Origin of the sequence: Streptomyces sp. NPDC051105, assembly GCF_040682795.1 — a bacterium.
Taxonomy (GTDB): Bacteria; Actinomycetota; Actinomycetes; order Streptomycetales; family Streptomycetaceae; genus Streptomyces.
In genome coordinates this window covers 474,493-494,033 of record NZ_JBFBBR010000001.1, presented here as the reverse complement: position 1 = coordinate 494,033, position 19,541 = coordinate 474,493, and the positions used below count along the sequence as shown (strand labels likewise).

At 71.8% G+C, this 19,541-nt stretch carries 18 protein-coding genes; 6 read left to right on the top strand and 12 right to left on the bottom strand.

The window, feature by feature from the left end:
* Positions 1-341: 341 nt before the first annotated feature.
* The 3 genes from AB0N16_RS02315 to AB0N16_RS02305 all read right to left on the bottom strand — a co-directional run bounded on the left by AB0N16_RS02315 (position 342) and on the right by AB0N16_RS02305 (position 3,645).
* Positions 342-1,622 (bottom strand): ribonuclease D, encoded by a 1,281-nt coding sequence (locus tag AB0N16_RS02315; RefSeq protein WP_365792141.1) that lies wholly within the window; start codon positions 1,620-1,622, stop codon positions 342-344.
* Positions 1,623-1,933: 311 nt separating this feature from the next.
* On the bottom strand, positions 1,934-2,596 hold the full coding sequence (locus tag AB0N16_RS02310; protein WP_123973178.1) for a response regulator transcription factor: 663 nt from the start codon (positions 2,594-2,596) through the stop codon (positions 1,934-1,936).
* 371 nt (positions 2,597-2,967) lie between these two features.
* Complete coding sequence (locus AB0N16_RS02305; RefSeq protein WP_365792138.1) at positions 2,968-3,645, bottom strand: DUF3000 domain-containing protein; 678 nt, start codon at positions 3,643-3,645, stop codon at positions 2,968-2,970.
* Between the two features lie 120 nt (positions 3,646-3,765).
* On the opposite strand from AB0N16_RS02305, the gene hemE reads away from it, so the two are divergent.
* Complete coding sequence (hemE, locus tag AB0N16_RS02300; RefSeq protein ID WP_365792136.1) at positions 3,766-4,833, top strand: uroporphyrinogen decarboxylase; 1,068 nt, start codon at positions 3,766-3,768, stop codon at positions 4,831-4,833.
* A gap of 9 nt (positions 4,834-4,842) precedes the next feature.
* Here the strand turns inward: hemE and AB0N16_RS02295 are convergent, their stop codons facing one another.
* A complete protein-coding gene (locus tag AB0N16_RS02295) occupies positions 4,843-5,667 on the bottom strand; it encodes a rhomboid family intramembrane serine protease (protein ID WP_365792134.1) in 825 nt (274 codons plus the stop codon).
* A gap of 131 nt (positions 5,668-5,798) precedes the next feature.
* Here AB0N16_RS02295 and AB0N16_RS02290 point away from each other — a divergent pair, with 131 nt between their 5' ends.
* The gene (locus AB0N16_RS02290) at positions 5,799-6,101 is read left to right on the top strand and encodes a hypothetical protein (protein WP_351729017.1); all 303 of its coding nucleotides are present in this window, start codon (positions 5,799-5,801) and stop codon (positions 6,099-6,101) included.
* 89 nt (positions 6,102-6,190) lie between these two features.
* Here AB0N16_RS02290 and AB0N16_RS02285 read toward each other — a convergent pair whose 3' ends face one another.
* Positions 6,191-7,579 (bottom strand): FAD-dependent oxidoreductase, encoded by a 1,389-nt coding sequence (locus AB0N16_RS02285; RefSeq protein WP_365792132.1) that lies wholly within the window; start codon positions 7,577-7,579, stop codon positions 6,191-6,193.
* A gap of 37 nt (positions 7,580-7,616) precedes the next feature.
* Positions 7,617-8,495, bottom strand: coding sequence for a DUF4349 domain-containing protein (locus AB0N16_RS02280; protein WP_365792130.1), 879 nt, complete (start codon positions 8,493-8,495; stop codon positions 7,617-7,619).
* A gap of 156 nt (positions 8,496-8,651) precedes the next feature.
* Here AB0N16_RS02280 and hemG point away from each other — a divergent pair, with 156 nt between their 5' ends.
* Entirely contained in the window at positions 8,652-10,226 is a 1,575-nt protein-coding gene (gene hemG / locus AB0N16_RS02275) for a protoporphyrinogen oxidase (protein ID WP_365792128.1), read from the top strand.
* Between the two features lie 5 nt (positions 10,227-10,231).
* Positions 10,232-10,963, top strand: a complete 732-nt coding sequence (gene hemQ / locus AB0N16_RS02270) for a hydrogen peroxide-dependent heme synthase (protein WP_351710369.1) — start codon at positions 10,232-10,234, stop codon at positions 10,961-10,963.
* Between the two features lie 6 nt (positions 10,964-10,969).
* Here hemQ and AB0N16_RS02265 read toward each other — a convergent pair whose 3' ends face one another.
* The 6 genes from AB0N16_RS02265 to AB0N16_RS02240 all read right to left on the bottom strand — a co-directional run bounded on the left by AB0N16_RS02265 (position 10,970) and on the right by AB0N16_RS02240 (position 17,702).
* Positions 10,970-12,607, bottom strand: coding sequence for an alpha/beta hydrolase (locus tag AB0N16_RS02265; protein ID WP_365792125.1), 1,638 nt, complete (start codon positions 12,605-12,607; stop codon positions 10,970-10,972).
* Positions 12,608-12,760: 153 nt separating this feature from the next.
* Positions 12,761-13,540, bottom strand: coding sequence for a TIGR04222 domain-containing membrane protein (locus AB0N16_RS02260; RefSeq protein WP_365792123.1), 780 nt, complete (start codon positions 13,538-13,540; stop codon positions 12,761-12,763).
* A 96-nt stretch (positions 13,541-13,636) separates the two neighbouring features.
* Positions 13,637-14,431 (bottom strand): DUF4142 domain-containing protein, encoded by a 795-nt coding sequence (locus AB0N16_RS02255; RefSeq protein ID WP_365792121.1) that lies wholly within the window; start codon positions 14,429-14,431, stop codon positions 13,637-13,639.
* Positions 14,432-14,768: 337 nt separating this feature from the next.
* Positions 14,769-16,052, bottom strand: a complete 1,284-nt coding sequence (locus AB0N16_RS02250) for a DUF692 domain-containing protein (RefSeq protein ID WP_365792119.1) — start codon at positions 16,050-16,052, stop codon at positions 14,769-14,771.
* A gap of 124 nt (positions 16,053-16,176) precedes the next feature.
* Positions 16,177-16,968: a DUF4142 domain-containing protein gene (locus AB0N16_RS02245; protein ID WP_365792117.1), complete on the bottom strand. Its 792-nt coding sequence runs from the start codon at positions 16,966-16,968 to the stop codon at positions 16,177-16,179.
* A 185-nt stretch (positions 16,969-17,153) separates the two neighbouring features.
* Complete coding sequence (locus tag AB0N16_RS02240; RefSeq protein WP_365792115.1) at positions 17,154-17,702, bottom strand: flavoprotein; 549 nt, start codon at positions 17,700-17,702, stop codon at positions 17,154-17,156.
* 90 nt (positions 17,703-17,792) lie between these two features.
* On the opposite strand from AB0N16_RS02240, the gene AB0N16_RS02235 reads away from it, so the two are divergent.
* Positions 17,793-18,977: a helix-turn-helix transcriptional regulator gene (locus AB0N16_RS02235; protein ID WP_365792113.1), complete on the top strand. Its 1,185-nt coding sequence runs from the start codon at positions 17,793-17,795 to the stop codon at positions 18,975-18,977.
* Positions 18,978-19,221: 244 nt separating this feature from the next.
* The gene (locus tag AB0N16_RS02230) at positions 19,222-19,506 is read left to right on the top strand and encodes a hypothetical protein (RefSeq protein WP_365792112.1); all 285 of its coding nucleotides are present in this window, start codon (positions 19,222-19,224) and stop codon (positions 19,504-19,506) included.
* The last annotated feature ends 35 nt before the right edge of the window (positions 19,507-19,541 follow it).

Below are 19,541 nucleotides of genomic sequence, written 5' to 3'. Positions count from 1 at the left end.
GCTCTGGGGGTCCCCCCGGCCGAAGGCTGGGGGAGTGCCGGGCCCTGACCCTCGTACTGGATGTACTCGGGTCTGGGCCCGGTGCGGCGAGTGGGGGCACCTCCCACGCCCTTAAGGCAGTGGGGGAGCGTGCATGGCGTCGCGGGGCAGGCGGCAATTTGACGACAGGGCCTAGCGGGACCACCGCGGACCTCGGCTCTTCAGCGGTGCCGTGACGCACCCTGGCGAGCCGAGTCCGGAGTTCCCGTGCCGGTACCCGGTGAGCCTGAAAGGGGAGCCGAAAGGGGCCGGCCCAGGGACCAGCCCAGGGAACCGGCCCAGGGACCGGCCCCGGGACCGGCCTAGGCGGACAGAGCCGTCACCAACGCCGCCGTCACCTGCTCCACCTGCCACGGCCGCGCGCCGTACGCCGCCAGAGCCGCTCCCACCGTCTCGGCGTCCATGACCTTCGGCGGCTCCCAGCAGAGCCTGCGCACCGAGTCCGGCGCGATCAGGTTCTCCTGCGGCATGTTGAGCTGCTCGGCCAGCGCCGACACCGCGGCCCGCGCCGCAGACAGCCGAGCCGCCGCCTCGGGGTCCTTGTCGGCCCACGCCCGTGGCGGGGGCGGCCCCGTCACCGGCTGCCCCGGCAGCGGCAGCCCGGCGTCCGGCAGCGCCTTGGCCCGGTCCACCGCCGACTGCCACTGCTCCAGCTGCCGCCGCCCCATCCGGTGCCCGAAGCCGTTCAGTCCCGAGAGGGCGTGCACGTTCGCCGGCAGCGCGAGCGCGGCCTCCACGATCGCCGCGTCACTGAGCACCTTGCCGGGCGACACATCCCGCTTCTGCGCGATCCGGTCCCGCGTCTGCCACAGCTCCCGCACCACGCCCAGCTGCCGGCGCCGCCGCACCTTGTGCATTCCCGACGTCCGACGCCAGGGATCCTTTCTCGGCTCGGCCGGCGGCGCGGACGCGATCGCGTCGAACTCCTGCCGCGCCCACTCCAGCTTCCCCTGCCGGTCCAGCTCCTTCTCCAGGGCGTCCCGCAGATCGACAAGCAGCTCGACGTCGAGCGCCGCGTACCGCAGCCACGGCTCGGGCAGCGGCCGGGTCGACCAGTCGACGGCGGAATGGCCCTTCTCGAGGACGAAGCCGAGGACGCTCTCGACCATCGCGCCGAGCCCGACCCGCGGGAAGCCGGCGAGCCGCCCGGCCAGCTCGGTGTCGAAAAGGCTGCTGGGCATCATGCCTATCTCGCGCAGACAGGGCAGATCCTGGGTGGCCGCGTGCAGTACCCACTCGACGCCGGCCAGCGCTTCACCGAGGCCGGAGAGATCGGGGCAGGCGACGGGGTCGATCAGCGCGGTCCCGGCGCCCTCGCGGCGCAGCTGGACGAGGTAGGCGCGCTGCCCGTAGCGGTAGCCGGACGCGCGCTCGGCGTCGACGGCGACGGGACCGGAGCCGGCGGCGAACGCGGCGATCACCCGGGCGAGCGCATCCTCGTCCGCGATCACGGGCGGAATGCCCTCACGCGGCTCCAGCAGGGGAATCGGCGCCCCCGTCACAGAAGATCCGGCGTCGTCCGGAGGAGTGCCCCCGGTGGTGCGCAGTGAACTGTCTGCTGCGGTGTCTTGGGCGTCGGTCACATGTCAAGGGTATCTGTGTGTGGACGGCGCCCGTCGACGGAACGTTCCGGCGACGGGCACCTGAGGGTCGCAAACCAGTCAGGCCGGTGAAAGATCAGGTCCACGAACGGGGGACGACAGGGGGACGACGCGACAGCGGACCAGCGGCCGATCCGGTTCACGTCGGTGAACGCACGACCAGCCGGTGACTGGCGATCGGTGACCGACGCTCAGCGGCCGGGTGATCGGTGAGTGCTCGACCGGTGACTGCCCGAGCGGTGACTGCCCGACCGGTGACTGCCCGAGCGGTGGACCGATCGGTGGACGACCGGTCAGTGGATGATGCCGGTGCGCAGGGCGACGGCGACCATGCCGGCGCGGTCGCCCGTGCCGAGCTTGCGGGCGATTCGGGCGAGGTGGCTCTTGACGGTGAGGGCGGACAGGCCCATCGAGACGCCGATCGCCTTGTTCGACTGGCCCTCCGCGACCAGCCGGAGCACCTCGACCTCACGGCCGGAGAGCTCGCGGTAGCCACCCGGGTGACTCGGGGCACCCGGGGGACGACGGTGCATGCGGGCGGCGGCGGAACCGATGGGGGCGGCGCCCGGCCGGGTGGGGAGACCGATGTTGGTGCGGGTGCCGGTGACGACGTAGCCCTTGACCCCGCCGGCCAGGGCGTTGCGCACGGCGCCGATGTCGTCGGCGGCGGAGAGGGCCAGGCCGTTGGGCCAGCCCGCGGCGCGGGTCTCCGACAGGAGGGTCAGGCCGGAGCCGTCGGGGAGGTGGACGTCGGCGACGCAGATGTCGCGGGGGTTGCCGATGCGGGGACGAGCCTCCGCGATGGACGAGGCTTCGATGACATCGCGCACGCCGAGCGCCCACAGGTGGCGGGTGACGGTGGAGCGGACGCGCGGGTCGGCCACGACCACCATGGCGGTGGGCTTGTTCGGGCGGTAGGCGACCAGGCTTGCGGGCTGCTCGAGGAGAACGGACACCAGGCCTCCTGGGGTGGGGGACGGGGGCCGGCTTGTGGGGAAGAAGCCGGGACGAACCGTGCTTTCAAGGTCACAGTCGTCTTCGGCATCAAACCCGTCCGCCTTTAGAGAAAGATCACGATCTGGTGAGTAACAATACGTGCAATTCGGACACGCGATCGATCATCCGAAGATCGAATCGGTTCGGGCCGTTGCCGTACGGGACAGAAAGTGGCCGTATCGACAAAGAGATGGTCAATGAAGGGTGAGTCGACGGGACCCGGGTGGACGGGCCCTCGGTCAATGTCGGACATGACGGACATGACGGAAGGGACGGAAGAGATGGAGGGGGTGGAGGGGATGGAGGGGGCGGAAGGGACGGAACGCGGTGGCTAGCGCGCCTGCGGGTCGCGGCGCTGCGGCAGCGTGACCACCGAGGCGTCGCCGGGGGCGGCCGGCGGCAGTCCCGCGACCTGCGCCAGCAGGTCGCACCAGGAAGTCAGGTGCGCCGCGGTGTCGGGGACCCCGGTGCGGCCCTCCCGAGGTGTCCAGGAGGCCCGGATCTCGATCTGCGAGGCGGCGGGGCGCTCGGACAGCCCGCCGAAGTAGTGCGAACTCGCCCGGGTGACGGTCCCGCTCGGCTCCCCGTACGACAGGCCGCGCGCCTGGAGGGCACCGGTGAGCCACGACCAGCAGACGTCCGGCAGCAGCGGATCGGCCGCCATCTCCGGCTCCAGCTCCGCGCGCACCAGCGTGACCAGCCGGAACGTCCCACGCCAGGCGTCGTGCCCGGCCGGGTCGTGCAGCAGCACCAGACGGCCGTCGGCGAGGTCCTGCTCCCCGTCGACCACCGCCGCCTCCACGGCGTACGCGAACGGGGCCAGACGCTGCGGTGCGGGCGTCGGCTCCACCTCGACCTGCGGCCGCAGCCGGGCGCCGCGCAGCGCGTCGACCGCGGCCCGGAAGGCCGGTGGCGCCGTACTCCCCGTATGCCCTTCGCCCTCCTCGGTGCCCTTCTCCTCGCCCATCCCGCCAGCGCCGTCCGACAGTCGTCCCTGAGCCGCAGCCATGCGGGGAAGAGTAAGGGGAACGACGCCTTCGCGCAGGGAGAGACACCACCTAAGGCCCCACCCGAGGCCCCGCGGGGGCCGTGGCCACGCTGCGTTCGGGGGCGTGGGAGACTTGCCGTCGTGAGTGCGAACGGGAGCCCCACGGGCCAGCAGCCGACAGCGACGTACGACAGTGCCTTCCTGAAGGCGTGCAGGCGTGAACCCGTGCCGCACACCCCCGTGTGGTTCATGCGGCAGGCCGGCCGTTCGCTGCCGGAGTACCACAAGGTGCGCGAGGGCATCCCGATGCTGGAGTCGTGCACGCGGCCCGAACTGATCGCCGAGATCACACTCCAGCCCGTCCGCCGGCACCACGTGGACGCGGCGATCTACTTCAGCGACATCGTCGTCCCGCTCAAGGCCATCGGCATCGACGTCGACATCAAGCCCGGCGTCGGCCCGGTCATCGCGCACCCGATCCGCACCCGCGCCGACCTCGCCCGGCTCCGCGACCTCACCCCCGAGGACGTCTGGTACGTCACCGAGGCGATCGGCCTGCTCACCGCCGAACTCGGCCCGACCCCGCTGATCGGCTTCGCCGGCGCCCCCTTCACCCTCGCGAGCTACCTCGTCGAGGGCGGCCCCTCGCGCACGTACGAGAACGCCAAGGCGATGATGTACGGCGACCCGGAGCTCTGGGCCGACCTGCTCGACCGCCTCGCGGACATCACGGGCGCGTTCCTCAAGGTGCAGATCGAGGCGGGCGCCTCCGCCGTCCAGCTCTTCGACTCCTGGGCCGGGGCGCTGGCCCCCGCCGACTACCGGCGCTCGGTACTGCCCGCCTCCGCGAAGATCTTCGAGGCCATCGCCGGATACGGCGTCCCGCGCATCCACTTCGGGGTCGGCACCGGCGAACTGCTGAAGCTCATGGGCGAGGCCGGCGCGGACGTCGTCGGCGTCGACTACCGGGTCCCGCTCGACGAGGCCGCCCGCCGCGTCGGCCCCGGCAAGGCGCTCCAGGGCAACCTCGACCCGACCGTCCTGTTCGCAGGCAAGGACGCGGTGGAGACCAAGGCGCGCGAGGTGCTCGACGCGGCTGCCGGTCTCGAAGGCCATGTCTTCAACCTGGGTCACGGTGTGATGCCGTCCACCGACCCGGACGCGCTGACCCGGCTGGCCGACTTCGTCCACACCGAGACGGCCCGCTGACCCCGTCCGCTACCAGGTGTGCCGGGGCCGGGCCCGCCTGCCGAACAGCAGGCCGCGCGGTTCCGGCGGCGGGGGCGTGCCCGGCTTGAGCGGCCAGGCGAGCAGCATGCCCGCGAGGAAGCCGACGACGTGCGCCGCGTACGCCACCGTGCCGGCTTCGGAGACGCCCTCGCCGGACGAGTACACGGCCTGGAGTACGAACCAGAAGCCCAGCACCAGCCAGGCCGGCAGCCGCAGCGGCAGGAAGACCAGGAAGGGGACCAGCACCCAGACCCTGGCCCTCGGGTAGAGGACGAGATAGGCGCCCAGGACGCCGGCGATCGCGCCGGACGCGCCGATCAGCGGGTCCGCCGAGGTGTCGTTGAGGAGCGCGAAGCCGTAGCCGGCCGCGTAGCCGCAGACGACGTAGAAGAGGAAGTACCGGACGTGGCCCATCCGGTCCTCGACGTTGTTGCCGAAGATCAGCAGGAACAGCATGTTGCCCAGCAGGTGCAGCCAGCTGCCGTGCAGGAACATCGCCGTGAAGACCGACAGCACCGGCGACTTGTCGTAGGAGGGCGGCCCGACGACGCAGCCGGCGCCGTTCCGGCCGATGCCCACGGCGCCGGTCGGGACCAGCCCCGGCAACTGATGGTGGATCAGCTCCCTGGGGACCGCCGCGTAGTGGTCCGTGAAGGCCTGGAGATGGCACAGCTGTGCCAGATCGCTGCTGCCGGCCACGGAGCCGGCTATGCCGGGCGTGAACAGGAAGACGAGGACGTTCGCGGCGATGAGCGCGTACGTCACGTACGGCGTGCGCCGCACCGGATTGACGTCATGGACGGGGATGACCACAGCTGACTAGTGCCCAGGGCGGGGGCGCCCGAAGCGCGGAGCGGCTCGGTGAACATCGGCACGCGCGGGTGCGTATGTCCTTGCGACCGATGAGCTTCAGGTGATGTTCCAGGCGATGTGAGGACCAGGCGATGAACGAGCGGGTTGCTTCTCAGGGGTTCCCTCCCATGCAGGCCATGCCCGACGGTGAGGCGGAGATCTCCCTTGTCGTGCGGCTTCCCTGGGAGGACGTGGCACGGCTCGGCCAGGAGGCGGGGCGGCTGGCGGCGCAGATGCAGCGGCCGGTGACGCTGGACGAGGCGGTCAGCAACCGGCTGCGGTCGACCCGGCCGGCGGCGGCGCACGCGCGGCCGGGCGCCGAGCAGCCTGCCGCCGCGGCTGCGCCGGGCGGTGCGGGGGTCACTTCGTTGCCGAGGATCAGCGGGACGGCTTGATCGCCGTCGCGGGGCGCGGTGCGCTGTGGCCGGTCGCGCCCCGCGGCGGAGCCGCAAACGATTACGCCCCGCGCCCCTGACGGGGCGCTTCAGTGGCCCTCGCGTACCTTGGCCGACGCCTTCCTCGCCGCCACCAGTACCGGGTCCCACACCGGTGAGAACGGGGGCGCGTAGCCCAGGTCCAGGGCCGTCATCTGTTCCACCGTCATGTTCGCCGTCAGGGCCACCGCCGCGATGTCGACCCGCTTGCCCGCGCCCTCGCGTCCCACGATCTGCACGCCGAGGAGGCGGCCGGTGCGGCGTTCCGCGAGCATCTTGACCGTCATCGGGCTGGCGCCGGGGTAGTACCCGGCTCGGCTCGTGGACTCGATGGTGACCGCCTCGAACTGAAGGCCCACCCGCCGGGCGTCCTTCTCGCGCAGCCCGGTGCGGGCGATCTCCAGGTCGCAGACCTTGCTCACCGCCGTGCCGACGACCCCCGGGAACGTGGCGTAACCGCCGCCCACGGTGGTGCCGATGACCTGGCCGTGCTTGTTGGCGTGGGTGCCCAGCGGGATGTACTGCTCCTGGCCCGAGACCAGGTTCAGGACCTCCACGCAGTCGCCGCCCGCCCAGATGTCCCGGTGGCCGCGGACCCGCATCGCCAGGTCGGTCAGCAGGCCGCCGTGCTCGCCGACGGGCAGGCCCGCCGCCCGGGCGAGGCTCGTCTCGGGGCGCACGCCGATGCCCAGGATCACCACGTCCGCCGGGTACTCGCCGTCCTCCGTGGCCACCGCGCGGACGCTGCCGTCCTGGCCGGTGAGCAGCTTGGTGACCTCGGCGTCATTGACCATGGTGATGCCGAGGCCCTCCATCGCCTCGTGCACCAGGCGGCCCATGTCCGGGTCGAGCGTCGACATGGGCTCGCTGCCGCGGTTGACGACCGTCACCTCGTAGCCCCGGTTGATCATCGCCTCGGCCATCTCGACGCCGATGTAGCCGGCGCCGACGACCACGGCGCGCCGGCCACGCGTGCGTGCCAGCGTGTCGAGCAGGGCCTGGCCGTCGTCGAGGGTCTGCACACCGTGCACCCCCGGGGCGTCCGCGCCCGGCATGTCGGGGCGGATCGGGCGGGCGCCGGTCCCGATGACGAGTTTGTCGTACGACGTCCAGGACTCGGCGCCGGAATCCACGTCACGCGCGCGTACCCGTTTCCCGGCCACGTCGATCTCCGTGACCTCGGTGCGCATCCGCAGATCGATGTCCCGTGACCGGTGCTCCTCGGGCGTGCGGGCGATCAGATGGTCCCGCGCCGCCACATCGCCGCCGACCCAGTACGGGATGCCGCACGCCGAGTAGGAGCTGAAGTGGCCACGCTCGAAGGCCACGATCTCCAGCTCGTCCGGTCCCCGCAGTCGGCGTGCCTGGGACGCCGCGGACATGCCCGCGGCGTCCCCGCCGATCACCACCAGCCGTTCCCGTCCACCGCTCATGTCCATGCGAACACGCTACGGGGCGAGGGAATTTCAGGCGTGCTCAGGTCTCCCCACCGGGCGTGCGGCGCCGGCGGACGACCCGCCACCACAGGAACGCGACCAGGGCCGCCAGCGCCGCGAACGGCAGGGCCGCGCCCAGCGCCAGGGCGATCCAGCGCAGCATGGTGACGAAGACGTGCCAGCCGCCCGCCAGCGCGTCCACGAACCCGGGAGTGTCGTCCTTCGCGGCCTTCCTCACCGGCGTCTCGGTGAGCGACAGCGTGATGGTGGCCAGGCTGGTGCGGTCCTTCAGGGACGCCTGCTGGGCGAGCAGCGCCTCCAGGTCGGCCTCCCGGCTGCTCAACTCCCCTTCCAGGGTGACCACGTCACTGAGCTTGGTGGCCCGGTCCATCAGTTCGCGGACCCGGGCCACGCTGGCCCGCTGCGACTTGATGCGGCTGTCCACGTCCACCACCTGGTCGGTGACGTCCTGGGCCTTCGCGGTGCGGTCGAGCAGCTTGCCCGCTCCCTGGAGGTCGGTGAGCACCTCGTCGTACTTCTCGGTGGGGACCCGGAGGACCACGCGGGTGCGTTCGCGGCCCTGGGAGCCCCGGGTGGTGGTCTCGTTGCCGACATAGCCGCCGGCGTTCTCGGTCGTGGTGCGGGCCTCGTCGAGGGCCTTGGGCACGTCCTTGACCTGCACGGTCAGGGAGGCGGTGCGGATGATGTGGTTCACCGTGAGCGTGGGGGCCTTGTCGGTGCCCTTGCCGCCGCTCTCCTTGGCGCCTGCCGAGCCCGCCGCATCCTGGGCCGCGCTGCCCAGGTCGGCCTTGGAGTCACTGGAGGACCCGCCGGAGTCGCCATTGGCGCCGCAGCCGGTGAGGACGAGCGCGCAGGCGAGCAGAAGGCCGGCGATAACGGGTCGTACGGGATGTCGCATGGTTTCCCCCCGGGGGACGTGATGACTGACGCTCCTTCGACGCCGGGGCGGGGCCGGACGTTTGACCGCGATGATCCCGATGCGGTCACGGTCCGGACGCGTAGGGGTCACCGGGCCCGGACGGGAGTGTCAGCGGGGTCTGAGAGAGTGGGGGTCATGAGCGCAACGGGTACGGGCACGGAGCAGCACGTCGTGGTCATCGGCGCCGGGATCGCCGGGCTGGCCGCGGCCCACCGGCTGCTGGAGCGCGGCGTGCGCGTGACCGTGCTGGAGGCCTCGGAGAGAGTCGGCGGCAAGTTGCTGCCCGGCGAGATCGCGGACGTGCGGGTCGACCTGGGCGCCGAGTCGATGCTGGCCCGCCGGCCCGAGGCGGTCGCCCTCGCGCGCGAGGTGGGGCTGGACGACCGGCTGCGGCCGCCGGCCACCGCCACGGCCTCGATCTGGACCCGGGGTGCCCTGCGCCCCATGCCCAAGGGCCATGTCATGGGCGTCCCCGGCACCGCCGCCGCGCTGTCCGGCGTGCTCTCCGAGGAGGGCCTCGCGCGTATCGGGCGCGACGCCGACCTGCCCCGCACCCAGGTCGGCGACGACGTGGCGGTGGGGGAGTACGTGGCCGGGCGGCTCGGCCGGGAGGTCGTCGACCGGCTGGTCGAGCCGCTGCTCGGCGGGGTCTACGCGGGCGACGCGTACCGCATCTCGATGCGCTCGGCGGTCCCGCAGCTCTACCAGGCCGCCAGGACGCACGACTCGCTGACCGAGGCCGTCCGCGAGATCCAGGCCAAGGCGGCCGCCAACCAGCAGACGGGCCCAGTGTTCATGGGCATCGAGGGCGGCGTCGGCACCCTGCCACTCGCGGTGGCCGACTCGGTGCGGGCGCGCGGGGGCGAGATCGTCACCGGGGCACCCGTGACCGAACTGCGCAGGGTGGGACCGGGCACGACACGGGACTACGACCACGACGGGTCACCGGCCGGCGGATCCGGCCCCTCGCGGGCGGGCGCCGGGGCGGTGGATCACGGGGACCGCACGCCGGGCCGCGGCGGCCCGCACACCGGGTGGCGGGTCGTCGCCGGTGACCGGGTGCGGTACGCGGACGCCGTGATCGTCGCCGTCCCGGCCCCCGTCGCCGCCCGCCTGCTGCGCGCCGAGGCGCCCGCCGCCGCGGCCGAACTGGCCGCCGTCGAGTACGCCTCGATGGCCCTGATCACCCTCGCCTACCGCCGTGCCGACCTCGCCCTCCCCGCGGGCAGCGGCTTCCTGGTGCCGCCCGTAGACGGCCGCACCATCAAGGCCGCCACCTTCGCCTCCCAGAAGTGGGGCTGGATCGCCTACGAGGACCCGGACGTCGTCGTGGTGCGCACCTCGGTGGGACGGTACGGGGAGACGGAGGTGCTGGGACGCGCGGACGGCGACCTCGTCGACGTCTCCCGGCACGACCTGCGCGCCGCCACCGGCCTGGAGGCGGACCCGGTCGCCACCCGGGTCACCCGCTGGACCGACGGCCTGCCCCAGTACCCCGTCGGCCACCACGCGCGCGTGGCCCGCGTCCGCGAGCACGTCGCCGGGCTCCCGGGCCTGGCGGTCTGCGGTGCGCAGTACGACGGGGTGGGCATCCCCGCCTGCATCGCGAGCGCGTACGCGGCGGTCGACCAGCTCGGCGGTGACCTGGCGGCGGTGCGGGAGCTCACCGCCAACCCGGTGCAGAGCCTGCACGGCGGAGCGGGAGAATAAGGACCATGAGTGACGACGCCCCCACCACCGCCCCCGAGCGGATCCCGAACAAGGGCAAGCTGGCCAAGGACCTCAACGAGGTCATCCGCTACACCCTGTGGTCGGTCTTCAAGCTGAAGGACGTGCTGCCCGAGGACCGCGCGGGCTACGCCGACGAGGTCCAGGAGCTGTTCGACCAGCTCGCCGCCAAGGACGTGACCGTGCGCGGCACCTACGACCTCTCCGGTCTACGCGCCGACGCCGACCTGATGATCTGGTGGCACGCCGAGGACAGCGACCAGCTTCAGGAGGCGTACAACCTCTTCCGCCGCACGAAGCTGGGCCGTGCCCTCGCGCCGGTCTGGTCGAACATGGCGCTGCACCGCCCCGCCGAGTTCAACCGCTCCCACATCCCGGCCTTCCTCGCCGACGAGACGCCGCGCAACTACGTCAGCGTGTACCCGTTCGTGCGTTCGTACGACTGGTACCTGCTGCCCGACGAGGACCGCCGCCGGATGCTCGCCGACCACGGCAAGATGGCCCGCGGCTACCCGGACGTGCGCGCCAACACGGTCGCCTCGTTCTCGCTCGGCGACTACGAGTGGATCCTGGCCTTCGAGGCCGACGAGCTGCACCGCATCGTCGACCTCATGCGTCATCTGCGCGCCTCCGAGGCCCGGATGCACGTCCGCGAGGAGGTCCCCTTCTACACGGGCCGCCGCAAGGACGTCGCGGAGCTCGTCGCGGGCCTCGCCTGACGACGCTCAGCGCCGGCCGGCCTTGCCCTTCAGGGAGTCCCGCAGCTTCTTCTGCGGGCCGTGGCCGGCCGGCTTCGGCTCCGGGTGCCCCGTGCAGGAGGCGCGCCGCTCCGGGAGCCGGCCCTCCAGCAGATAGGCCTCCAGATAGCCGTTGACGCACTTGTTGGGGCCGCCGCCGATCCCGTGGGTACCCGCGTCCCGCTCGGTCACCAGCACCGAGTCGGCCAGCCGCCGTTTCATCTCCAGCGCGCCCGCGTAGGGCGTGGCCGCGTCCCGCTCCGCCTGCAGGATCAGCGTCGGCGGCAGCTCACCGGGACCCGTCCGGACATCGAGGGCCTTCTGCCGGGGCACCGGCCAGTAGGCGCACGGCAGGTTCATGAAGGCGTTGTCCCAGGTCTCGAACGGCGCCACCCGCGCCAGCCGGGTGTTGTCCCGGTCCCAGGTCCTGAAGTCCGTCGGCCAGGCCGCGTCGTTGCACTCGACGGCCGTGTAGACCGCGTTGCCGTTCTCCGCCGCGGCGGCCGTCGCGGGCGTCGGCGCCGCCAGCCGGACCAACGGCTTCGCGTCCCCCTTCAGGAACTTCGACAGCGCCTCCGCGCGGCTCGGCCAGTAGTCGTCGTAGTACCCGGCCGACAGGAACGCGCCCTGCAACTGCCCCGGCCCGACCTTCCCGCCGGCCGCCTTCTTGGCCAGCCGCTTGCTCGCCCGGTCGTAACTCGCCTGCACCTTCGCGGCCGTGTCACCGAGCCCGTACACGTCGTCGTGCCTGGCGATCCACTCCCGGTAGTCCGCCCAGCGGCTCTCGAACGCGGCCGACTGCTCCAGGTTGGAGCGGTACCAGATCTGCGCCGGGTCGGGGTTCACCGCCGAGTCCAGCACCATCCGCCGTACGTGCGAGGGGAACAGGGTGGCGTACAGCGCGCCGAAGTAGGTGCCGTAGGAGGCGCCCATGAAGGTCAGCCGGTTCTCACCGAGCGCGGCGCGCAGCACGTCCAGGTCACGCGCGTTGTTGAGCGAGGTGAAGTACCTCAGCCTGCTCCCGGACCGCTTGAGGCAGCCGCGCGCGTACGCCTTCGCCTCCGCGACCCGCGCCTTCTTGTACGCCGCGGAGGGGTGCGCCGGTGACGGGGACGGCGCCTTGAAGAAGCGCTTGGGTTCCACACAGGACAGCGGCGCCGAACGGTCCACCCCGCGCGGGGCGTAGCCCACCAGGTCGTAGGCGGCGGCGAGGCGCTTCCACTCGGGCAGCACGCCGACCATCGGGAAGGCCATGCCGGAGGCACCGGGACCGCCCGGGTTGTAGACCAGGGCGCCCTGCCGGGGCACCTTGCGCTTGCTGTTGTGCGGGTCCTTGTGGGTGGCCCGCACCCGGCTGACGGTCAGTTTGATCTGCTTGCCGTCCGGGTGCGCGTAGTCCAGCGGGACGCTCAGCGTGCCGCACTGGAAGGAACTCGGGTAGTCCCGTCCGGCGGCGCACTTGCCGAAGTCGATGCCCTCCGCGCGCGCCCGCGCGGCGGCCACTGCGGTACCGCGCAGTTCGGTGGTCGCCGCGTCCGGGACGCGGGGCGTGCTCCCGGCCGGGGCGGCGGCCAGGGTGGTCAGGATCAGGGACCCGGCTGCCGAATACAGGGCGGGGGCTCTCATGGCGTATCCCTTTCGGTGCGGTCGCTGCGTGGCGCGGCAGCAACGGCACCGCAGCGACTGCACGGCAGCAATAAAAGGGATATTTCGACCGGTTGTCGGCGAAGGCAAGCACCATCGGCCGGTGTCGGCGCCAATGCCCCTATACGCCCCCGCTCACTCCCGCGGGAGCTGGTCCCGGTGTGCGAAGGCCGCACGCAGCTCCGGTTCACCGATCGCGCGGATACCGCGGACGGCGACGGAGGCGAGCAGCGACTGGTCGTCGGCCGCCCGGTTCGCCCGCCGGTGCAGTACGCCCAGCAGCCGCTGCCCGGCCGGAGAGGCCCAGCGCGAGTACGGGTGTACCTCGACCCGGGCGATGGCCAGGCAGCTCAACGTCAGGGTGAGGGGCAGCGCGAACCACATGGCGACCAGGTCGCGGGGCATCTCGGTGGGGGCGGGCAGCGCGAGGGCGACCGCCCCCAGGCCGAACACGGCGAGTGCGGCGGCCCGGACCTGACGCACGCCCGACGCGACCGTCGTACGCGCCGCCACGTCCGGTACCGCGAGCCCGGCCCGCACCAGCCCCTCGCCCAGATTCCGCACGGCGTCCGCGCCGGCCGCCGCCGAGCGCACCGGCGCTATCCGCGACTGCCCCTCCGGTCCGATGGCACCTATCACCGAGCGCTCCATCTCGTCCCGTCCCCGCGGGTCCACGACGGTCGCCCAGCCGGTGTGGGCGAGCAGCAGCCGCTGCTGGCGGGCCATGGACACCAGGGTCAGATCGGCGACCCGTGCGGGTCCGCCGGACAGGAACGCGGCCTCGTACAGCGTCAGATCGTGTCCTCGGCCCGTTTCCGTGTCGGTGGCCGCGGAATGTACGGCGGCCAGGCACAGCCGAGTGCAGGCGGTGCCGGCGACGGCCCAGGCCAGGAGCAGGAGAAGGACCCAGAACATGACGCGTTTCTATGCCAGGGGCTTGGGAAACACCATGCCCTGTTCATATTCCGGACCGAGTGTTGTCGGTATGTGACGTTCCGCTTCCCGTGCAGGTCAGGGGCTGCTGGACGGCGGGGGACTGGAGGCGGCGGGCGGCAGCGGGTACGCCGAGGCCGACGGCGGGGCCGGGGCAGGTGACGGTACGACCGGGATCGCGTCGCTCGGCGCGAAGACCGGCGGCGAGGCGGCGGGGGAGGGGGTGACCGCCAACTGCTGCGCGAGGGCGGCGAAGTCGACGTACCCGGTGGCCTCCAGGACCTTGATGTGGTCCAGGACGGTGCTGTTGGCGTCGTCGGCGAGATCGCGGACCAGCGTGTTCTGGGTGCCGGCGCGGACCTGGGCGACGACGGAGAAGACCCGGCCGTGGGCCAGCCGTGCGATGTTCGCGAACTGCCGGTCGAAGTCCTGCCCCTGCGCCTCGGTCAGCGTGGCGAGCCACTGTCGCTGCTGGTCGTTGGGCTGGTTGGGAATCGGCACGCCGAGCTGGGCGGCGACCCGGCGGACGTGCGCGTCGAGGGCGGCGTGACCGTCGACGAGGTGCTGGCCGGCGGCCCGTACGGCCTGGGTGGTGCCCTTCTGCTCCGCCATCTCCCCGGCCGGCAGCTCCCAGAGCCCGGCGAGCCGCACCTTGACGATGAAGTCCCGGTCCTGGGCGGACAGCGGCCCGTAGCGGGTCGACACGGTCTGGGCGCTCAGCACGTTCACCGCGCCGGTCGGGTCCGAGCGGTCGGCGTACGACCAGATCGGGAACACCAGGGCGGCGAGGGTCGCCGCGAGACAGGCGATGATCAGCCCGGTACCGGTGAATATGCCTCGGCCTTGGACGGGGGGTCGGGGACGCGCGCGCATGATGCCTCCTGCACCGCACGGTGGAGCTTCGCCGTACGGGGTTGGCATATTACCGAGGGCGCGGTGTGGGGGGCCGGGGCGATGGGCTGGTGCGGTTTCGGGTCGGATGTCGGGTGCGGATGGGTGGCGCGGCCGCGCCCGCCCGTGCCGCCCCAGCGGCACGACTGCCGGCGGCCACGCAGCTCCGGGCCTGTGCAGGACACGGTTGAACAGCGCCCCGTCAGGGGCGCGGGGAACTGCGCGACCAGCCACACACGGCCCGCAGCGGACATCTGACCGAACTTCCATGCGGCGCCCTGGCCAACGCCGGCAAGCGGCACCCCCGGCCTCGCTCCCCCTAGCCCCGCCGCTGCAACGCCCGTAGGGCAGCCGACCGCCGGGGCGTCGCCCCCGCTCGGTCACGCCACCACCTTTCCAGTCGGCGCCGCGACGTCCTGTCTCCCGCCCTGCCGTCCCGCAGCAGTCGCCCCGCGAAGTCCAGCGCATCCCGCCGGTAACCCCCGGTCATCGGCCGTTCCTGCGCGTACGCCAGAAACGTCGGCCGATACGCGTCCCCCAGAATCTCCGGCAGCTCCGGGGCAACCTTCGCCACCACGTCCGCCCGTTTCGACGCCAGCGCCCGCGCCTGCACCCCCATCCGCACCCGGTCGAACCCCTCCGGCACCGGCGTCCCCGCGACCAGTGAGGACAACACCGCGGTCTGGGCGAGCCCCACGCGCTGCCGGGTGGCGTCGGTCACCTCGGCCCCGGTCGGCCGCGCCGGGGGATCGAACCGGCGGCCGGGGTCCGCGCCCCCCGCCGCCACCGCCCCGCGGATCGCCGCCAGCTCCCGCTCCAGTTCGCCCGGTGCGGGGAAGTTCTCGTCCCGCTCCAGCAGCACTCCCGGCGGCGTGACCCGGGACGCGAGGTCGGTCAGGACGTCCAGGACCGCCGGGGGCACCGGGTGGGCGTGGCTGTCGTGCCAGACGCCGTCCCGCTCGAAGCCGCCCGCGACATGGACGTAGGCGATGGCCTCGACGGGGAGTTCGGCGAGCGCCTTGGCCGGGTCCTCACCGCGGTTGACGTGGTTGGTGTGCAGGTTCGCCACATCGATCAGCAGCCGTACCCCGGTGCGGTCGACGAGGTCGTACAGGAACTGCCCCTCGGTCATCTCCTCGCCCGGCCAGCAGATGAGCGCGGCGATGTTCTCGACGGCGAGCGGCACGGGCAGCGCGGCCTGCGCGATACGGATGTTCTCGCAGAGGACGTCGAGCGCGTCCCGGGTGCGGGGGACAGGGAGGAGGTGTCCCGCCTCCAGGAGCGGCGAGGCCGTCAGCGGGCCGCCCGCGCGGACGAACGCGATGTGCTCGGAGACGAGCGGGGAGCCCAGCGCCTCCGCCCGCTCGGCGAGCGCCCCGAGCCGGTCCTCGTCCGGGCGGTCCGCGCCGCCGAGGCCCAGCGAGACACCGTGCGGTACGACCGTCACCCCGCGCTCGCGCAGCCGCCGCAGCGACTCGGGGAGGTGGCCCGGGCAGGTGTTCTCGGCCACGACCTCGACCCAGTCGATACCGGGCATGCGCTCCACGGCGTCGGCGATCTCCGGCCGCCAGCCGATGCCCGTTCCCAGCCGCTCCGGCGTCATGGTCCGCTCCCCTCTTGTTCCGAATGACGGGGGTATGGCCCCGGAGCGCGTCCGCGAACCGCGTTGCCTGCCGCTTCAGAGCAACATTTGAGGTTCGGGTCCGCGCTCCGGGGAGCTGAACCGGCTAGCCGCCGAGTACGCCCAGCGAGTCCACCGGGTCCGGGCGTGCGGTGTTCACCGTGCCCGGCGCGCCGGGCGAGGGCCGGGACGTGACCCGCACGTCACCGCTGGCCTGCGCGGCCGGAGCGGAGGGCACCACCACCCCCGGCGCCGGCACCGGCGGGCCGGTCGGGCTCGCCGTGGTGGAGTTGGCGATCTCGTTGGCGATCGCCTCGAAGTCGACCTTCCCGGTCTTCTCCAGGATCGTGATGTGGTCCAGCACGGTCTGGTTGGCGTCCGAGGCCAGCTGCCGCACCAGACTGTTGCGGGTGGTGTTCCGTACCGTCCCGATCGCCGGGAAGATCTTGCCGTGCGCGGCGCGCAGCAGATTCACGAACTTGTACTCGTACTCCGCGCCGGTCGCCGCCGACATCTCCTGGAGCCAGCCCTGCTGCTGTTCGTTCGGTACGTTGGGCAGCTCGACGCCCAGCTGCCCCGCGACGATCCGGACCCGCCGGTCCAGGTCGGTGTGGCCGACGATCAGATGGTCCCCGGCCTCCTTGATCTCCGCGCTCGGTGCCCGCTGGATGGCCTGCTGCCCGGCCGGCAGCTCCCACAGCCCGGCCAGCCGGACCCGCACGATCAGATCGCGGTCCGAGGCGGACAGCGGACCCCACTGGGTGGCCACGGTCCCCGCCGCCAGGTTCGCCTGCCCGGTGCCGGAGCGGTCGGCGTACGACCACACGGGATAGGCGAGTGCGCCGAGCGTGGTGGCGAGGGCCGCCAGGATCATGGCCGTACCGTTGAAACGCCGCAAGGGGTCCCTCCCCATGTCGCTGGTTCAGTGACCGGACGTACGGGTGGGACGGAAGCAGTGTTCAAACAAACGGCAAAGTTCGTCAGGGTATTTAAAAAAGCCCAGGTCAGCCCGGTAGATCGCTGCCCTGGCGGGCACCCGCCGCATGCTGGTGGGCGCGGGCGATGGTGGAGTCCACCGAGACGTCAGGCGCTGGCGAGCTCGTCGGCCGTGTCGAGCACCAGGTCCCAGGGGTACTCCTTCGGCTTGCCCTGACCCGGCTGATTAGGCACGAACCCGTCCTTGCCGTACAAGACGCGAACGCCCATGGCGCGTAGCTCGGCGACGCTCCGTTCGAACTGGTTGTGGCGTACGTAGGCGGCGTTGACGCACGGCATGGCGACCGTGGGGATTCTCTTGCCGATGCCCTCGGCAACCACCCCAACGACGAAGTCGTGCGTGAGGCCAAGCGCCCACGAGTTCAAGGTGTTGAAGGTGGCCGGCGCTACGGCGATCACGTCCGCCTCCGGCCATACGTCTCGTTCGCCGGGCATTTTGTACTCGCTGCGCACGGGGTGACCGGTCAGTCGTTCCAGCTCGGCGAGCTGCGGCGCGAGCCAGCGCGCAGCGGTGGGGGTGAGGCCGAGACACACGTCGAAGCTGCGGGCCTGGGCGTCCTCGATCACCTTCGCGATGTCGAAGACGGGCGGGGCAGCAGAGCCGAACAGGTAGATCACACGGTCGTGTTTCGTCATGGCCCTATCCGACCACATGTAACCGCCCCCGCTCCGAAGGGAGTCGGGCGCGATTACAGTTCCAAGTGGGTGCTTAGAACGGAGACCAGTATGTCAACGCTGGACGGCAACCACACGGGCGCGCGCATCAAGGAACAGCGCAGACTCGCCAGGCTCACCCAGAGACAACTCGCCGATCGGCTGCCCTTCTCGTATGCCCTGCTGAACTCTGTGGAATGCGGTTTACGCCCGGCCACCGCGGACTTCGTCGCCGCTTGTGCCAAGGCCCTGAACATCGACGTCACCGTGCTCACTGGACAGCCGTACATGACCGAATTGCAGCGGGACAGGCTTGCCGTACTCGTACGACCGATCCGTGAGGCCCTCGACCTGTACGACCTCGGCCCCAATCCTGATCTCACCGCGCGGCCGGCACCACAGCTGATCACGGCAGCCGACGAACTCTGCGCAGAAGTGCGAGCGACGCACTTGCGTAACGCGGCCCGCGCCCTGCCCGGGCTGATCGCCGAGCTCACCCACGCCGCCTGGTCGACGCCGACGACCGAGCTGTGGCAGGCGCTCGCCTCGACCTACCGGACAGCCCATGACATCAGCGTGAAGCTCGGCTACTACGACCTCTCGGCCGTCGCCCTGGACCGGATGGACTGGGCGGCTCAGCGAGCCTCGGACCCCTGCCTGGCTGCCGTACGCCAGTACATGCGCGCGTTGGTCTATTTCCGTGAGGGCGAGTACCGGATCGGGCAGCGGCTCGTCGCTGCAGGGCATAGCGTCGTCGGCCAGGCGGAGGAGACTCGGGAGTCTCTGGCCGTCGCCGGCCAGTTGCACCTCGGTGCATCGGTCATCTCTGCCCGGGCTGACGACCAAGCGGCAGTGGGCCGGCACATCGATGAGGCACGTCAGATCGCCAAGCGCATCGGCGACGCGTCCGATGTGCACTGGCTCAGTTTCGGGCCGGCCAACGTGGCCCTGCACAGGATGTCGGCGGCCGTCGAGATGCATCAGTACGACGATGCGCTGAAGCAAGCGCGCAAGATGAAGCTTCCGACGCAGCTGGCCACCTCACGCCGGGCGCACTTCCTGATCGACCGGGCGCGGGCAGAGATGGAGACCGGTTCCACGGAGAAGGCGCTGGAGCACCTCGTCGATGCCCGCAGGATGGCTCCCGAGCAGACCCGATACCATCCGGGCGCCAGGGAGACGATCACCGGGTTGGTGCATCTGTCCCGTCGGACGCCGGACACCCTGAACCACATGGCCGCGTGGATCGGCCTGTAGGCCATATCTACAACGCCTACAAATCCGTAGGCATTGAGTCCCTCTCACAGCGTCACGCTGTTCTTACACCTGGTCAACGACGAGGCGGAGGCAGCGCGATGACGCTTGGAATGCACGCTCCGAACAGCATCAGCATCAGCATCAGCATCCGGCGACTCGCGCTCCGCGTCCGTCGCAAGAAGCGCCTCGGCGACCGCGCGAACGGTCCCGAGGCCGGCCAACGCTGAAGAGGAGCGTCGACACCATGAACGCTACAGCCCGCCCGCCGACCTCTGGAGAGCCTGCTGCCGCCGAGAGCGCCTACGAGCTGCGGCTCGGCGAGACGGTCGAGGACACGGAGCACAGGCGCATCGGCAAAGTGATGGGCCTCGTCGGGGGCTACGTGCAGCTCCGCCCCATCGAGGGCGGCAGGGAGTGGGACGCCGACCCGAAGAAGCTGCGCCTGGTGCCGGTCGGCGAAGCACTCGGTCCTGCGGTCGCCATCGCCAACGCCCGGTCGCGGGGCGGGCTGTGGTGGGGCGAGCTGTAGTGCCGACCACCGCCGACACCGAGACCCTCTCCGCA

Coding starts and splice junctions, on each gene's coding strand:
- AB0N16_RS02305 (WP_365792138.1), bottom strand. CDS start 3,645: ATGGCTGCGGCTCAGGGACGACTGTCGGACGGCGCTGGCGGGATGGGC.
- AB0N16_RS02280 (WP_365792130.1), bottom strand. CDS start 8,495: ATGCGACATCCCGTACGACCCGTTATCGCCGGCCTTCTGCTCGCCTGC.
- AB0N16_RS02285 (WP_365792132.1), bottom strand. CDS start 7,579: ATGGACATGAGCGGTGGACGGGAACGGCTGGTGGTGATCGGCGGGGAC.
- hemG (WP_365792128.1), top strand. CDS start 8,652: ATGAGCGCAACGGGTACGGGCACGGAGCAGCACGTCGTGGTCATCGGC.
- AB0N16_RS02290 (WP_351729017.1), top strand. CDS start 5,799: ATGAACGAGCGGGTTGCTTCTCAGGGGTTCCCTCCCATGCAGGCCATG.
- AB0N16_RS02265 (WP_365792125.1), bottom strand. CDS start 12,607: ATGAGAGCCCCCGCCCTGTATTCGGCAGCCGGGTCCCTGATCCTGACC.
- AB0N16_RS02250 (WP_365792119.1), bottom strand. CDS start 16,052: ATGACGCCGGAGCGGCTGGGAACGGGCATCGGCTGGCGGCCGGAGATC.
- AB0N16_RS02235 (WP_365792113.1), top strand. CDS start 17,793: ATGTCAACGCTGGACGGCAACCACACGGGCGCGCGCATCAAGGAACAG.
- AB0N16_RS02230 (WP_365792112.1), top strand. CDS start 19,222: ATGAACGCTACAGCCCGCCCGCCGACCTCTGGAGAGCCTGCTGCCGCC.
- hemQ (WP_351710369.1), top strand. CDS start 10,232: ATGAGTGACGACGCCCCCACCACCGCCCCCGAGCGGATCCCGAACAAG.
- AB0N16_RS02240 (WP_365792115.1), bottom strand. CDS start 17,702: ATGACGAAACACGACCGTGTGATCTACCTGTTCGGCTCTGCTGCCCCG.
- AB0N16_RS02260 (WP_365792123.1), bottom strand. CDS start 13,540: ATGTTCTGGGTCCTTCTCCTGCTCCTGGCCTGGGCCGTCGCCGGCACC.
- AB0N16_RS02255 (WP_365792121.1), bottom strand. CDS start 14,431: ATGCGCGCGCGTCCCCGACCCCCCGTCCAAGGCCGAGGCATATTCACC.